15 protein-coding genes are annotated in these 14430 nt (G+C 59.8%); 6 read left to right on the top strand and 9 right to left on the bottom strand.

Going from position 1 to position 14430, the window contains the following annotated elements; genetic code table 11:
* Positions 1-52: 52 nt before the first annotated feature.
* Complete coding sequence (locus EXW71_RS13980; RefSeq protein ID WP_134659413.1) at positions 53-406, bottom strand: RidA family protein; 354 nt, start codon at positions 404-406, stop codon at positions 53-55.
* Entirely contained in the window at positions 378-1679 is a 1302-nt protein-coding gene (gene dadA / locus EXW71_RS13975) for a D-amino acid dehydrogenase (RefSeq protein WP_134659415.1), read from the bottom strand. The genes EXW71_RS13980 and dadA overlap by 29 nt, the downstream gene beginning before the upstream one ends.
* A gap of 155 nt (positions 1680-1834) precedes the next feature.
* Between dadA and EXW71_RS13970 the strand changes: the two genes are divergently transcribed.
* On the top strand, positions 1835-2323 hold the full coding sequence (locus EXW71_RS13970; protein ID WP_003176896.1) for an Lrp/AsnC ligand binding domain-containing protein: 489 nt from the start codon (positions 1835-1837) through the stop codon (positions 2321-2323).
* 253 nt (positions 2324-2576) lie between these two features.
* On the opposite strand, the gene EXW71_RS13965 is transcribed toward EXW71_RS13970, so the two are convergent.
* Positions 2577-2930: a YkgJ family cysteine cluster protein gene (locus tag EXW71_RS13965; protein ID WP_134659418.1), complete on the bottom strand. Its 354-nt coding sequence runs from the start codon at positions 2928-2930 to the stop codon at positions 2577-2579.
* A 115-nt stretch (positions 2931-3045) separates the two neighbouring features.
* On the opposite strand from EXW71_RS13965, the gene EXW71_RS13960 reads away from it, so the two are divergent.
* Positions 3046-4332 carry an FAD-binding oxidoreductase gene (locus tag EXW71_RS13960; RefSeq protein ID WP_134659420.1) on the top strand — a complete coding sequence of 429 codons (1287 nt, stop codon included), beginning with the start codon at positions 3046-3048 and terminating at the stop codon, positions 4330-4332.
* Between the two features lie 6 nt (positions 4333-4338).
* Here EXW71_RS13960 and EXW71_RS13955 read toward each other — a convergent pair whose 3' ends face one another.
* On the bottom strand, positions 4339-4557 hold the full coding sequence (locus EXW71_RS13955; RefSeq protein ID WP_123716537.1) for a DUF1127 domain-containing protein: 219 nt from the start codon (positions 4555-4557) through the stop codon (positions 4339-4341).
* Positions 4558-4722: 165 nt separating this feature from the next.
* Here EXW71_RS13955 and EXW71_RS13950 point away from each other — a divergent pair, with 165 nt between their 5' ends.
* Complete coding sequence (locus EXW71_RS13950; RefSeq protein WP_134659422.1) at positions 4723-6147, top strand: PLP-dependent aminotransferase family protein; 1425 nt, start codon at positions 4723-4725, stop codon at positions 6145-6147.
* Positions 6148-6209: 62 nt separating this feature from the next.
* Positions 6210-7784 (top strand): phospholipase D family protein, encoded by a 1575-nt coding sequence (locus EXW71_RS13945; RefSeq protein ID WP_134659424.1) that lies wholly within the window; start codon positions 6210-6212, stop codon positions 7782-7784.
* Here the strand turns inward: EXW71_RS13945 and EXW71_RS13940 are convergent.
* Positions 7781-8923, bottom strand: a complete 1143-nt coding sequence (locus EXW71_RS13940) for an MFS transporter (protein WP_134659427.1) — start codon at positions 8921-8923, stop codon at positions 7781-7783. The two genes, EXW71_RS13945 and EXW71_RS13940, sit on opposite strands and share 4 nt — an antisense overlap.
* A 155-nt stretch (positions 8924-9078) precedes the next feature.
* The gene (locus EXW71_RS13935; RefSeq protein WP_134659429.1) at positions 9079-10572 is read right to left on the bottom strand and encodes an aldehyde dehydrogenase; all 1494 of its coding nucleotides are present in this window, start codon (positions 10570-10572) and stop codon (positions 9079-9081) included.
* 229 nt (positions 10573-10801) lie between these two features.
* Here EXW71_RS13935 and EXW71_RS13930 point away from each other — a divergent pair, with 229 nt between their 5' ends.
* Positions 10802-11164 carry a cupin domain-containing protein gene (locus EXW71_RS13930; protein WP_123716542.1) on the top strand — a complete coding sequence of 121 codons (363 nt, stop codon included), beginning with the start codon at positions 10802-10804 and terminating at the stop codon, positions 11162-11164.
* Positions 11165-11235: 71 nt separating this feature from the next.
* Here the strand turns inward: EXW71_RS13930 and rpmG are convergent, their stop codons facing one another.
* Together rpmG and rpmB are read right to left on the bottom strand one after the other, a co-directional pair.
* A complete protein-coding gene (gene rpmG, locus EXW71_RS13925) occupies positions 11236-11391 on the bottom strand; it encodes a 50S ribosomal protein L33 (protein WP_003176906.1) in 156 nt (51 codons plus the stop codon).
* Between the two features lie 11 nt (positions 11392-11402).
* Positions 11403-11636 (bottom strand): 50S ribosomal protein L28, encoded by a 234-nt coding sequence (rpmB, locus tag EXW71_RS13920; protein ID WP_010207494.1) that lies wholly within the window; start codon positions 11634-11636, stop codon positions 11403-11405.
* Positions 11637-12093: 457 nt separating this feature from the next.
* Here rpmB and EXW71_RS13915 point away from each other — a divergent pair, with 457 nt between their 5' ends.
* Positions 12094-13686, top strand: a complete 1593-nt coding sequence (locus EXW71_RS13915) for an ABC transporter substrate-binding protein (protein WP_134659431.1) — start codon at positions 12094-12096, stop codon at positions 13684-13686.
* Between the two features lie 65 nt (positions 13687-13751).
* Here the strand turns inward: EXW71_RS13915 and radC are convergent, their stop codons facing one another.
* On the bottom strand, positions 13752-14426 hold the full coding sequence (radC, locus tag EXW71_RS13910) for a DNA repair protein RadC (RefSeq protein WP_134659433.1): 675 nt from the start codon (positions 14424-14426) through the stop codon (positions 13752-13754).
* Between the last annotated feature and the right edge of the window lie 4 nt (positions 14427-14430).

Genomic DNA, 14430 nt, shown 5'->3' with positions numbered 1-14430 from the left:
TGAAGAAAAACCGGCACCGACCAATAACATCGGTACCGGGGAGGAATCTGGGTTAAGGCAACGCGGCCACGACGGACAGCTCTACCAGAATTTCCGGTTCGCACAGTTTGGCTTCAACCGTGGCACGGGCCGGAGCGACACCCTTGGGCAGCCACTTGTCCCATACCGCGTTCATACCGGCGAAATCGGCGTCGATATCTTTCAGGTAAATCGTCACCGACAGCAGTCTGGTTTTGTCGGTACCGGCCAGGTCCAGCAAACGCTCGATATTGGTCAAGGTTTCACGGGTCTGTTGTTCAATCCCGGCGCTCATGTCGTCGCCGACCTGGCCTGCCAGATACACGGTACCGTTGTGAACGACGACCTGGCTCATACGCTCATTGGTGAGCTGGCGCTGGACTGACATGTCTTGCAGACTCCTGGTGGTTGCCATAACGGGAAATATCGAGGCCTTCGGCGCTGATCTGCGGGGTTTTCTTCGCCATCAGGTCGGCCAACAAACGACCAGAGCCACAGGCCATGGTCCAGCCGAGAGTGCCGTGGCCTGTATTCAGGAACAGGTTCTTGAGCGGGGTGGCACCGACAATCGGTGTGCCGTCAGGGGTAGTCGGGCGCAGGCCCGTCCAGAACGTGGCTTCGGCCAGATCACCGCCCTGAGGATAAAGGTCGTTGACGATCATCTCCAGGGTTTCACGCCGACGCGGGTTAAGCGACAGGTCAAAACCGGCTATTTCAGCCATGCCGCCTACACGGATGCGGTTGTCGAAGCGGGTAATGGCGACCTTGTAGGTCTCGTCGAGAATAGTCGACGTCGGCGCCATCGCCGGGTTGGTGATCGGCACGGTCAGCGAGTAGCCCTTGAGCGGGTACACCGGCGCCTTGATCCCCAGCGGCTTGAGTAACTTCGGCGAATAACTGCCCAGGGCCAACACGTAGCGGTCGGCGGTTTCCAGCTTGCCGTCGATCCAAACGCCGTTGATGCGGTCGCCCGCATGGTCCAGGCGCTGGATATCTTGTTCGAAACGAAACTCCACGCCCAGCTGCCTGCACATTTCGGCCAGGCGCGTGGTGAACATCTGGCAATCGCCGGTCTGGTCGTTCGGCAGGCGCAGGGCACCGGCCAAGATATCCGTAACGCTGGCCAAGGCTGGCTCAACGCGAGCGATTCCAGCACGATCAAGCAGCTCGAACGGCACACCGGACTCTTTCAGCACGGCGATGTCCTTGGCGGCGCCATCGAGCTGGGCCTGGGTGCGGAACAGTTGGGTCGTACCAAGGCTTCGGCCTTCGTAGGCAATGCCGGTCTCGGCGCGCAGCTCATCAAGGCAGTCGCGGCTGTACTCGGACAGGCGCACCATGCGCTCCTTGTTCACCGCGTAACGGCTGGCGGTGCAGTTGCGCAGCATCTGCGCCATCCACAGGTATTGGTCAATATCGGCGGTGGCTTTGATCGCCAGCGGTGCATGGCGTTGCAACAACCACTTGATAGCCTTGAGCGGTACGCCCGGCGCGGCCCAGGGCGAGGCATAACCAGGGGAGACCTGGCCTGCGTTGGCGAAACTGGTTTCCATGGCAGCGGCAGGCTGACGGTCGACCACAACCACCTCAAAGCCGGCCCGAGCCAAATAGTAGGCACTGGTCACCCCAATGACGCCGCTACCCAAGACCAGAACGCGCATTTTTATATCCTCATCGCGGCTTGACCGCTGACGTGTGTTGTTCGAGCAATGATGCGCGCAGTATAAAAAGCAATCACCAGTGCATTTCACTATATAACTGCCTATATTTGGCGACAATTCTCGGCAGTAACCCTTTTCACAGAGGCGTATCCCCTATGCGTACCAACACTCAAACCAAGCGGGAGCTGGACAAGATCGATCGCAATATCCTGCGCATCCTGCAAACCGACGGGCGCATTTCGTTCACGGAGCTTGGAGAGAAGGTGGGGCTGTCGACCACGCCATGCACCGAGCGCGTGCGTCGGCTGGAGCGCGAAGGGATCATCATGGGGTATAACGCACGGCTAAACCCGCAGCACTTGAAGGGTAGTTTGCTGGTATTTGTCGAGATCAGCCTCGATTACAAGTCCGGCGACACCTTTGAAGAATTCCGCCGCGCCGTACTGAAACTGCCCCATGTACTGGAATGCCACCTGGTGTCGGGGGACTTTGACTACTTGGTGAAAGCGCGGATTTCGGAGATGGCGTCGTACCGTAAATTGCTCGGCGATATCCTGCTCAAACTCCCCCACGTGCGCGAATCCAAGAGCTATATCGTGATGGAAGAGGTGAAAGAGAGCCTGAACCTGCCAATCCCGGACTGACTGGCGCATCCGGATCAAATAGGGGGGCAAGCTTCCCTAATGCCAGTCAGTTAAAAAGGAGAAAGGCTAAAAAGTAACCTGTGGCGAGGGAGCTTGCTCCCGTTGGACTGCGCAGCAGTCCCATGCTTTGTAAACAAAGAGCGGGGCCGCTTCGCGGCCCAACGGGAGCAAGCTCCCTCGCCACAAATACAGCGTTCACCCTTAACTGACTGGCATTAGGCAAGCTTCCCACGCGTTTGACCGCATACGCTTACTAGACCAGCACCTGTCGGGTGCTCGCCATGTAGGCGTGGATCTGCTTCTCCACCCGCGGGTGAATCAGCTCTTCCGGGCGCCGCCCATTCGGGCATGGCAAGGTCTTGGTGGTGCCGAACAACCGGCAGATCAACGGGCGCTCGTCATACACCGTGCAGCCGTTGGGGCCAAGGTGCACGCAGTTCAGCTCATCCATGGCCGCCGCCTGTTCGGCGGCGGTCTTGCGTGGCAGGCGCGACATTTCTTCGGGTGATGTCGTCACTGGCCCACAGCAGTCGTGGCAACCAGGAACGCATTCGAACGAAGGAATCTGTCGGCGCAGCGCGCTGATTTTATGACTGTTGCAACTCATCAAGACACATACCGAACGGCGAATAGGCAGGGATTCTGACGCAAAACGCCCTGCGCAGACAGCTTCATCCGACCGCTGTATCCTGCGTCAAATTTTCCAAACAGGGATGCTCCCCATGACTGCCAGCGCCCGGCACACCTCCTCTTACTACGCAGCCAGCAGCGTGTCGCAGCCCGACTACCCTGCGCTGGCCGGTGAAATACGCGCGGATGTGTGCGTGATTGGCGGCGGTTATTCCGGGCTGAATACCGCGCTGGAGCTGGCCGAGCGAGGCTTCAGCGTGGTGCTGCTGGAAGCACGCAAGGTCGGCTGGGGCGCCAGCGGGCGTAACGGCGGCCAGTTGATTCGTGGCGTCGGTCACGGCCTGGACCAGTTCGCCAACGTTATCGGCGCCGACGGCGTGCGCCAGATGAAAATGATGGGCCTGGAGGCGGTGGAAATCGTGCGCGAACGCATCGAGCGCTATCAGATCCCGTGCGACCTGACGTGGGGTTATTGCGACCTGGCGAACAAACCCCACCATCTGCAGGGTCTGGCTGAAGACGCCGAAGAGCTGCGCAGCCTCGGCTACCGTCATGAAGTACGCCTGCTGCAAGCCAACGAAATGAGCAGCGTAATCGGCTCGGAACGCTATGTGGGTGGCATGATCGACATGGGCTCCGGCCACCTGCACCCGTTGAACCTGGCCCTCGGCGAGGCCGCCGTTGCGCAGCGATTGGGGGTGAGGCTGTTTGAACAATCCGAAGTCATACGCATCGACTATGGCTCCGAGGTCAACGTACACACCGCTCAAGGCAACGTACGCGCCAAGACGCTGGTGCTGGCCTGCAATGCTTATCTCAATGGCCTGAACCCGCAGTTGAGCGGCAAAGTGCTGCCCGCCGGTAGCTACATCATCGCTACCGAGCCGTTGAGCGAAGCCCAGGCCGCCAACCTGCTGCCGCAGAACATGGCCGTGTGTGACCAGCGGGTGACGGTGGACTACTTCCGCCTGTCCGCCGATCGCCGTCTGTTATTCGGCGGCGCCTGCCATTACTCGGGCCGGGATCCCCAGGACATCGCTGCCTATATGCGGCCAAAAATGCTCAAGGTGTTCCCACAACTGGCCACCGCTAAGATCGACTACCAGTGGGGTGGCATGATCGGCATCGGCGCGAACCGCCTGCCGCAGATCGGCCGGTTGGCGGACCACCCCAATGTGTATTACGCCCAAGCCTATGCAGGTCATGGCCTCAATGCCACGCACCTGGCCGGCAAACTGCTGGCCGAAGCCATCAGCGGCCAGCAGCAGGGACGCTTCGACCTGTTCGCCCGGGTACCGCACATCACCTTCCCCGGCGGCAAGCATTTGCGCTCGCCGCTGTTAGCGCTGGGCATGCTCTGGCATCGCTTAAAGAGCTGATCTGATTCAGCCGCGCCAGAAGGGTTTCAAACCTTCCTGGCGCGCTTGTTCTGCCGTCAGCCCTACATCGCGCAATTGCTCCGGGGTGAGGTCCAGCAGCGCCTTGCGGGTGTGAAGACGGCGCCGGAACAGGCTCCAGCGGCAGAACGTCGACACTGCCCGCTCCTGCCCCGCCTCTAATTCCTGACCGTGTAATGCCAACCGCACATCGCTCATGCCGCTCATTTTGCCGCCCCTCGTTTGCCTGTTGCCATGAGTGACTAGGATCAACGAGCAGGCACAACCATTACAGATCCAACAAAACTTTATTAAAACCATACAGAACCTGTCTTAAGGCGCTTGAATCCTGTATTTTCCGTGCATCTGTACTGGTCTCTCAGGAGTGGCCGCATGACCCTTTACGTCAACCTTGCCGAACTGCTGGGCACGCGCATTGAACAAGGCTTCTATCGCCCCGGTGATCGCCTGCCTTCCGTGCGGGCACTGAGCGTGGAACACGGGGTCAGCCTGAGCACCGTACAACAGGCTTATCGCGTGCTGGAAGATAACGGCCTGGCAATGCCCAAACCCAAGTCCGGTTACTTCGTGCCCGTGGGCCGGGAGCTGCCGGCACTCCCCGAAGTAGGCCGCCCGGCCCAACGGCCGGTAGAGATTTCCCAATGGGACCAGGTACTGGAGCTGATTCGCGCGGTGCCACGCAAAGATGTCATACAGCTGGGTCGTGGCATGCCGGATGTATTGTCGCCCACCCTCAAACCTCTGCTGCGCAGCCTTGCCCGTGTAAGTCGTCGTCAGGACCTGCCTGGGCTGTATTACGACAACATCCTCGGCTGTATGGAATTACGTGAACAAATTGCTCGGCTGTCGCTGGATTCCGGCTGCCAGCTCACCGCCGAAGATATCGTCGTCACTACCGGTTGCCATGAGGCACTGTCTGCCAGCATCCACGCTATCTGTGAGCCCGGCGACATCGTCGCCGTGGACTCGCCGAGCTTCCACGGCGCCATGCAAACCCTCAAGGGCCTGGGCATGAAGGCCCTGGAAATCCCCACCGACCCCATCACCGGTATCAGCCTGGAAGCTCTGGAGCTGGCGCTGGAACAGTGGCCGATCAAGGTCATCCAACTGACCCCCAACTGCAATAACCCACTGGGCTACATCATGCCCGAGGCACGCAAGCGAGCGTTGCTGACCCTGGCCCAACGCTTTGATGTGGCGATCATCGAAGATGACGTGTATGGCGACTTGGCCTACAGCTACCCACGCCCGCGCACCATCAAATCCTTTGACGAGGATGGTCGTGTATTGCTCTGCAGTTCCTTTTCGAAAACCCTGGCGCCGGGCCTGCGTATTGGCTGGGTGGCTCCGGGCCGGTATCTGGAACGGGTACTGCACATGAAATACATCAGCACTGGCTCTACGGCGACACAGCCGCAGATCGCCATTGCCGAATTTCTCAAGAATGGCCACTTCGAACCGCATTTACGGCGGATGCGCACCCAATACCAGCGCAATCGCGACATGATTCTCGACTGGGTCAGCCGTTACTTCCCCGCCGGTACCCGCGCCAGCCGACCTCAAGGCAGCTTCATGCTGTGGGTAGAACTGCCGGAAGGCTTCGACACCCTCAAGCTCAACCGCGCCCTGATGGAACAAGGCGTACAGGTGGCCGTAGGCAGCATCTTTTCTGCATCGGGCAAATACCGGAACTGCCTGCGCATGAACTACTCCGCCAAGCCAACCCCGCAAATCGAAGAAGCGGTGCGCAAGATCGGCGCAGCCGTGATCAAGATACTCGCCGAGGCTGACGACTGACCTTTCCTCGGAATTAACCGTCATATGCCCACAACCGCCCTGATCCGGATGCAGCGCCTTTGATGACTCGACGGCTTTTACCATTTTTCCTGCTGGGCGCCGTGGCCCTGGGTGGCTGCGCCACGGTGGACGCCCCGCGCATTCCCAGCGACGCGCTGCCCGCCACACAATCGTCGTTCGGCCGCTCGATCCAGGCCCAGGCCGCGCCCTATCAAGGCCGCTCCGGCTTTCGCCTGCTCCCCAACAGCAGCGAAGCGTTCATGGCGCGCGCCGAGCTGATCCGCAATGCCCAGACCAGCCTCGACCTGCAGTACTACATCGTCCACGACGGCATCAGCACGCGCATGCTGGTGGATGAACTGCTCAAGGCAGCAGATCGTGGCGTACGCATCCGCATTTTGTTGGACGACACCACCAGTGACGGTCTCGACCAGATCATCGCCACCCTCGCCGCCCACCCACAGATCCAGATTCGCCTGTTCAACCCGCTGCACCTTGGACGCAGCACTGGCGTGACGCGAGCCATGGGCCGCTTGTTCAACCTGTCGCTGCAACACCGGCGCATGCACAACAAACTGTGGCTGGCGGATAACAGCGTGGCCATCGTCGGCGGACGCAACCTGGGGGATGAGTACTTCGACGCCGAACCTAATCTGAACTTCACCGATATCGATATGCTCAGCGTGGGGCCGGTGGCCGAGCAGCTCGGGCACAGCTTTGATCAGTACTGGAACAGCGCCCTGAGCAAGCCCATCGACGACTTTGTTTCCAGCAGCCCGTCCAAGGGCGACCTGGCCGCGACTCGCGTACGCCTGCAGGACTCGCTGGCCGAATCACGCCAGCAGAATCACGTGCTGTATAACCGCTTGCGCACCTACCAGACCCAACCGCGCATGGATATCTGGCGTCGCGAGCTGATCTGGGCCTGGAACCAGGCACTCTGGGACGCGCCGAGCAAGGTGCTGGCCAAAGCCGACCCGGACCCGCATCTGCTGCTCACCACCCAACTGGCGCCGGAACTGAGAGGCGTCAATTATGAGCTGATGATGATCTCGGCGTATTTCGTCCCGGGCCAGCCCGGACTGGTTTACCTGACTGGCCGCGCCGATGCCGGCGTGTCGGTAAGCCTGCTCACCAATTCTCTCGAGGCCACCGATGTACCGGCGGTCCATGGCGGCTACGCGCCTTATCGCAAGGCGCTGTTGGAACACGGTGTAAAACTCTACGAATTACGCCGCCAGCCGGACGCAGGCGGCAAAGGCAGCGGCAGTGGCCCGCACCTGTTTCGCCGGGGTGCGTTCCACGGTTCAGACTCCAGCCTGCACAGCAAGGCGATGATTTTTGACCGGGAAAAATCGTTTATCGGCTCGTTCAACTTCGACCCACGCTCGGTGCTGTGGAACACCGAAGTCGGCGTATTGGTGGACAGCCCTGAGCTGGCGGAACATGTGCGCAACCTGGCACTGGAAGGCATGTCGCCGGCCCTGAGCTACCAGGCGAAATTGCAGGAGGGCCAGGTGGTATGGGTCACCGAGGACAATGGCCAGTTGCACACCCTGAGCCGCGAGCCGGGCAGTTGGTGGCGGCGACTCAATGCCTGGTTCGCCACGCGTGTAGGGCTGGAGCGCATGCTCTAAGCCGGTTGCGCGACGCCGAATGCGCCCTGGCGCAACAACAGCAGCACCAGGCCCAACGCGCCGGCCGCCATCAGCAACGGCAAGGCATGCCCGCTGATCCACTGGCTGCCGGCGCCGGCCACCAGCGGGCCGATCAGGCAACCGATGCCCCACAGCTGCGCCACGTGGGCATTGGCGCGCACCAGCGCATCATCGCGGTAGCGCTCGCCGATCAGGATCAACGACAGCGTGAACAACCCACCGGCACTTGCGCCGAAGACCACCCACACCGGCCAGATCAGCAGTGTGTGCATCAACAACGGAATCGCCAGGCTTGAAGCCAGCAACAGCACCGCACAGCTCAAGAACAACGTACGCCGCGGCAAATAGTCGGCCAAGGCGCCGATCGGCAATTGCAGCAAGGCATCGCCGACTACCACTGTGCTGACCATCGCCAGGGCGATCTCGGCAGTGAAGCCTTGTTGCAGGCAATACACCGGCAGCAACGTCAGAATCATCGCTTCGAACGCAGCGAATAACGCCACCGCCCACGCTATCGCCGGCAAGCTCCGACAGAAGCGCCACAGGTCGCCGAAAGTCACGCTGAACGATTCGGCAGTGGGCGCGCCGGAACGCCCCAACAGCAGCAGCGGCGCAACCATCAACAGACTCACGCCAACCCAAAAGCCATAATCCTGCTCGGTGCCGAGTACACCAAGCAGCAGCGGCCCCGAAAGCTGGCTCAAGGCATAACTGCAGCCATACAGCGCGACCAGACGGCCACGCCATTGCTCCACCACCAATTGGTTGATCCAGCTTTCACCGAGGATAAATACGATAGTCAGGATCACCCCAATCATCAGGCGCAGCACCAGCCAGACCGGGTAACTCGGCAGGATCGCCAGCAAGCCTATGGAAAACGCCCCGGCCCACAGGCATAGGCGCATCAGATTGGCAGTGCCCAACCAGGAGGCCATGCGGCTGGAAACCTTGGCGCCCAGCAACACACCAAAGGCCGGCATCGCGGCCATCACCCCGATGGCGAAACTGCCGTAGCCCCAGCCCTCAAGGCGCAGCGACACCAGCGGCATGCTGACGCCCAAGGCCAGGCCGACACTCAGAACCGAGGCCAGGACGGCGAAATAAGTCGCCCAACGCATTCCACGCTCCTGTGGATAATGATGAGAACACACAAAACGAAGGTAGAAGGGGGCTTGCTTCCGATAGCAGGGTATCGTCGCCACATTGAGCGACTGATCCACCACATCGGGAGCAAGCCCCCTCCTACGTTTTTTACAGCGGTAAATCCTGAAAGTTACAGCTTGATCCAGGTCGACTTCAGTTCGGTGTACTTGTCGAATGCATGCAGCGACTTGTCGCGACCATTGCCCGACTGCTTGAAGCCACCAAACGGTGCGGTCATGTCGCCACCGTCGTACTGGTTGACCCACACGCTACCGGCACGCAAGGCCTTGGCAGTCAGGTGTGCCTTGGAGATATCGGCGGTCCACACGGCTGCGGCCAGCCCATAGACGGTGTCGTTGGCGATCTTGATCGCTTCCTCGGCACTGTCGAAGGTAATCACCGACAGAACCGGGCCAAAGATCTCTTCCTGGGCAATCTTCATGGCATTGGTCACGCCGTCGAAAATCGTCGGCTCGACGTAAGTGCCACCGGTTTCTTCCAACGTACGCTTGCCACCGACTACCAGCTTGGCGCCGTCGTCGTGGCCGGCCTGGATATACGAGAGCACATTGTTCATCTGCTGGGTGTCTACCAACGCGCCGACGTTGGTCACCGGGTCCAGCGGGTTGCCTGGCTTCCAGCCTTTGAGGGCCTCGATCACCAGCGGCAGGAATTTATCCTTGATGGAGCGCTCCACCAGCAGGCGTGAACCGGCGGTACATACTTCGCCCTGGTTGAAGGCGATGGCACTGGCAGCGGATTCGGCGGCGGCCTGCAGGTCCGGGGCATCGGCGAACACGATGTTCGGGCTCTTGCCACCGGCTTCCAGCCACACGCGCTTCATGTTCGACTCGCCGGAGCGGATCAACAGCTGCTTGGCGATCTTGGTGGAGCCGGTGAACACCAGGGTATCGACATCCATGTGCAGCGCCAGGGCGTTGCCGACGGTGTGGCCATAACCCGGCAGCACGTTGAACACGCCCTTCGGTATACCGGCCTCAACGGCCAGGGCCGCGATGCGGATGGCGGTCAGCGGGGATTTTTCGGAAGGCTTGAGGATCACCGAGTTACCCGTGGACAGCGCCGGGCCGAGCTTCCAGCAGGCCATCATCAATGGGAAGTTCCACGGCACGATGGCAGCTACCACACCCACCGGCTCGCGGGTTACCAGGCCCAACTGATCGTGTGGGGTGGCCGCCACCTCGTCATAGATCTTGTCGATAGCCTCACCGCTCCAGCTCAGCGCACTCGCCGCACCGGGTACGTCGATGTTCAGGGAATCGCTGATCGGCTTGCCCATGTCCAGGGTTTCAAGCAGCGCCAGCTCTTCGGCATTCGCCTTGAGCAACGCGGCGAAACGGATCATGGTGGCTTTGCGTTTGGCCGGCGCCAGGCGCGACCAGACACCGGAATTGAAGGTGGCGCGAGCATTTTCCACGGCACGCTGGGCATCAGCGGCGTCGCAGCTGGCGATGGTGGCCAGCAGGCGACCATCGACCGGGCTGATGCATTCGAAAGTGTCACCGGAAACAGCGGCGGTGTACTCGCCATTGATATAGGCGCGGCCTTCGATTTTCAGATCCTTGGCACGTTGTTCCCAGTCGGCACGGGTCAGGGTGGTCATTCGAGTGTCCTCCTCTTATTGAATACGAGGGCCGGGTGATATCCCACGGCAGCCTCAAAGAATGCTTGCCCGACCAGCCTGCTGTTCGGCTCAAGGCAGCTGCCACCCTAAACCAGCGGCTGGGGATGTTTCAATATATTTGACATAACGCCGGTAAACGCCCTTGCGATGTTCATTTTAATAAACATAGACTTTGATCTCTCCAACCCAGGCCAGACGGGACACGCACATGAGCATCCAGGACATCGTCGACTTCAGCCAAGCCAACACCGCCCCCGACCGCTATCGCCCTGCCGCCGAAAAAATCCTCAAGGGCAATCCCGAACAAACGCTCTACAACCACTACAACAGTCCGTGCGGCCAGATGAGTGCAGGCGTGTGGGAAGGTGAGGTCGGGCAATGGAAGGTCAATTACACCGAGCACGAGTACTGCGAAATTGTTCAGGGTGTTTCTGTATTGCGGGATGCCGAAGGCAATGCCAAGACCTTACGTGCCGGTGACCGCTTCGTGATTCCCGCTGGTTTCAGCGGCACCTGGGAGGTGCTGGAGCCGTGCCGCAAAATCTACGTGGTGTTCGAACAGAAAGCCTGAGCAGCAAATTTCAGGCAAAAAAAAGCCCGGATCGTGAGATACGGGCTTTTTTTCACAAGAAAGGCAATCAATTACTTGATTTTGCCTTCTTTGTAGATCACGTGCTTGCGAACGCGCGGGTCGAACATTTTCTTTTCGAGCTTGTCCGGGGTAGTACGCTTGTTCTTGTCGGTAGTGTAGAAGTGACCAGTACCGGCGCTAGAGATCATTCGAATCAATTCACGCATGATATAGCTCCTTAGATTGTGCCAGCGCGGCGCAATTCAGCCAGCACGACAGTGATGCCACGCTTGTCGATGATGCGCATGCCTTTGGCAGATACGCGCAGACGGACGAAACGTTTCTCTTCTTCAACCCAGAAGCGGTGATGCTGCAGGTTCGGCAGGAAACGACGACGGGTTTTGTTATTTGCGTGGGAAATGTTATTCCCAGTCACCGGACCCTTACCGGTAACTTGACAGACTCTCGACATGCCTCAGCCCTCTAAAACCACATGCCCAACCCGGCATGGGTTGGCCGCTTAATCTCTCAGTCATTTGGCGCCAGGCGCCGCGTTTCTTTAGGGTCTTACCGGCTACACCTACAAACGAAGGAACCGGGCCCCTAGAAAAGAGCGCTGCTTTATACCAGAAAGACCCCCATGCAACAACAGCCCGTGCGTTTTTACCGACTTAAATCTTGCCGTCGAACGCTTGAACCGTTGCCAGTAAGGGCCGCTGCCACAGCTGACCGCTCGTCGCACAGAATGATTTGCGACGCCTGCGTGCCGATGAGGCGCGCAGCGAAATGCGCTGAGGCACCATCAAAACAGCATTTGAGGCAAAAGCACAGGCGAAAATGAACTAGTCATTTATCCAGCAGACCACTACGGTAGGCTTTTTCCAGACTGCACTCGCAGATGGGCCTTCGATCTGCACAGGAAACCGAATATGCGCCTCGCTGCCCTACCGCTATTGCTTGCCCCGCTTTTTATCGCACCGCTGGCCGTTGCCGCCACCAGCTTGAGTGTGTGCACCGAAGCCAGCCCCGAGGGGTTCGATGTGGTGCAATACAACTCGCTGACTACCACCAACGCCTCAGCCGACGTACTGATGAATCGCCTGGTGGACTACGACGCAGTCAGCGGCAAGCTGGTACCCAGCCTGGCAGACAGTTGGGACGTGTCCGCGGACGGCCTGACGTATACCTTCAAGCTGCGCCCGAATGTGAAGTTTCATCGCACCGAATATTTCACGCCAAGCCGCACCTTGACGGCTGAAGATGTGCGTTTCAGCTTCGAGCGCATGCTCGATCCGGCCAACCCATGGCACCAGGTCGCCCAAAGCGGCTTCCCCCATGCGCAGTCGCTGCAATTGCCCACGCTGGTCAAAAAAATTGACGCCCTTGACCCGCTGACCGTGCGCTTCACCCTCGATCACGCCGACTCCACTTTCCTCGCGGCGTTGAGCATGGGGTTCGCGTCGATCTATCCGGCGGAATATGCCGACAAACTGCTCAAGGCCGGCACACCGGAGAAACTCAACAGCCAACCGATAGGCACTGGCCCGTTCGTGTTTGTGCGTTTTCAAAAAGATGCCGTGGTTCGCTACAAGGCCAACCCGGACTACTTCGGCGGCAAACCGGCTGTGGATAACTTGATCTTCGCCATCACCCCGGATGCCAACGTGCGTTTGCAGAAACTGCATCGCGACGAATGCCAGATCGCCCTGTCGCCCAAGCCACTGGACGTCGGCGAAGCCGAAAAGGACCCGGCACTCAAGGTGGAGAAAACTGCCGCCTTCATGACCGCCTTCGTGGCCATCAATAGCCAGCACCCACCTCTGGACAAGCCCGAAGTGCGCCAGGCGATCAACCTCGCCTTCGACAAGGACAGCTACCTCAAGGCCGTATTTGAAGGGACTGCCGAAGCCGCCAATGGGCCTTACCCGGCCAACACCTGGAGCTACGCCAAGGACTTGCCGGGTTACCCGCAGGACCTCGCCAAGGCCAAGGCGCTTCTGGACCGAGCCGGGCTCAAGGACGGTTTCAAGACCACCATTTGGACACGCCCCACGGGCAGCGTGCTGAACCCCAACCCGAACCTCGGCGCACAGTTGCTGCAGGCGGACCTGGCCAAGGCAGGCATCCAGGCTGAGATCCGTGTAATCGAGTGGGGCGAGTTGATTCGCCGCGCCAAGGCGGGCGAGCATGACCTGTTGTTCATGGGCTGGGCTGGCGACAACGGCGACCCGGATAACTTCCTGACCCCGCAATTCTCGTGTGCGGCGGTGAAATCCGGGACGAACTTCGCCCGCTACTGCGACCCCGCGCTGGACAAGCTGATCAGCGCCGGCAAGACCACCAGCGAGCAAGGGGTACGCAGCAAGTTGTATCAACAGGCCCAGGCGCTTATCCAGCAACAGGCGCTGTGGCTGCCGCTGGCGCATCCGACGGCATTTGCCCTGACGCGCAAGAATATCGAGGGGTATCAGGTGAGTCCGTTTGGACGCCAGGATTTCTCCAAGGTTAGTGTTAAGCCTTAAGCGGCAAGCCTTAAGCTGCAAGCTCACTTGAAGCTTGCAGCTTAAGACTTACAACTGCTCCCCTCCTACATCCACCCGTATTCAGCCATCGATAACGGGTCACCCTCGCCTACGATGATGTGATCCAGCACGCGCACATCCACCAACTCCAGCGCCTTCTGCAATAACTTGGTCAATTTTCGATCAGCTGCGCTCGGTTCAAGACTTCCGGAGGGGTGGTTGTGGCACAAGATCAAGGCTGCTGCGTTGTACGACAGTGCGCGCCTGACCACTTGCCGAGGGTAGACCATCGCCGCATCGATGGTGCCCTGGGATAACACCTCAAACCCCAGCACTTGGTGTTTTGAATCGAGAAACAGGCAGCCGAAGGTTTCGTGGGGCTCCTGGCGCAACAATGCCTTGAGGTAGTCGCGGACGGCTACCGGGCTTTCCAATACGGAGCCTGTGCGCAGCCGTTCGGCCAGGTGGCGCCTGGACATTTCCAGCACTGCCTGCAGCTGGGCGAACTTTGCCGGCCCCAGCCCCAAATGCTGGCTGAACAGGACCTGGCTGGCCTCCAGAAGCGGGCGCAGCCCACCAAATTGCTCCAAAAGATGGCGCGCCAGGTCGACCGCACTTCTGCCGGACACCCCAGTACGCAGGAAAATTGCCAACAGCTCGGCATCGGACAGGCTTGCCGCGCCCCACTCCAAAAGCTTCTCCCGCGGACGCTCCTCTACGGGCCAATCACGAATACTCATCCCA

Source organism: Pseudomonas sp. BCA17 (genome assembly GCF_004519405.1).
GTDB lineage: Bacteria > Pseudomonadota > Gammaproteobacteria > Pseudomonadales > Pseudomonadaceae > Aquipseudomonas.
The sequence above is the reverse complement of the archived record's forward strand: the minus strand, read 5'-3'. Positions and strand labels throughout refer to the sequence as shown.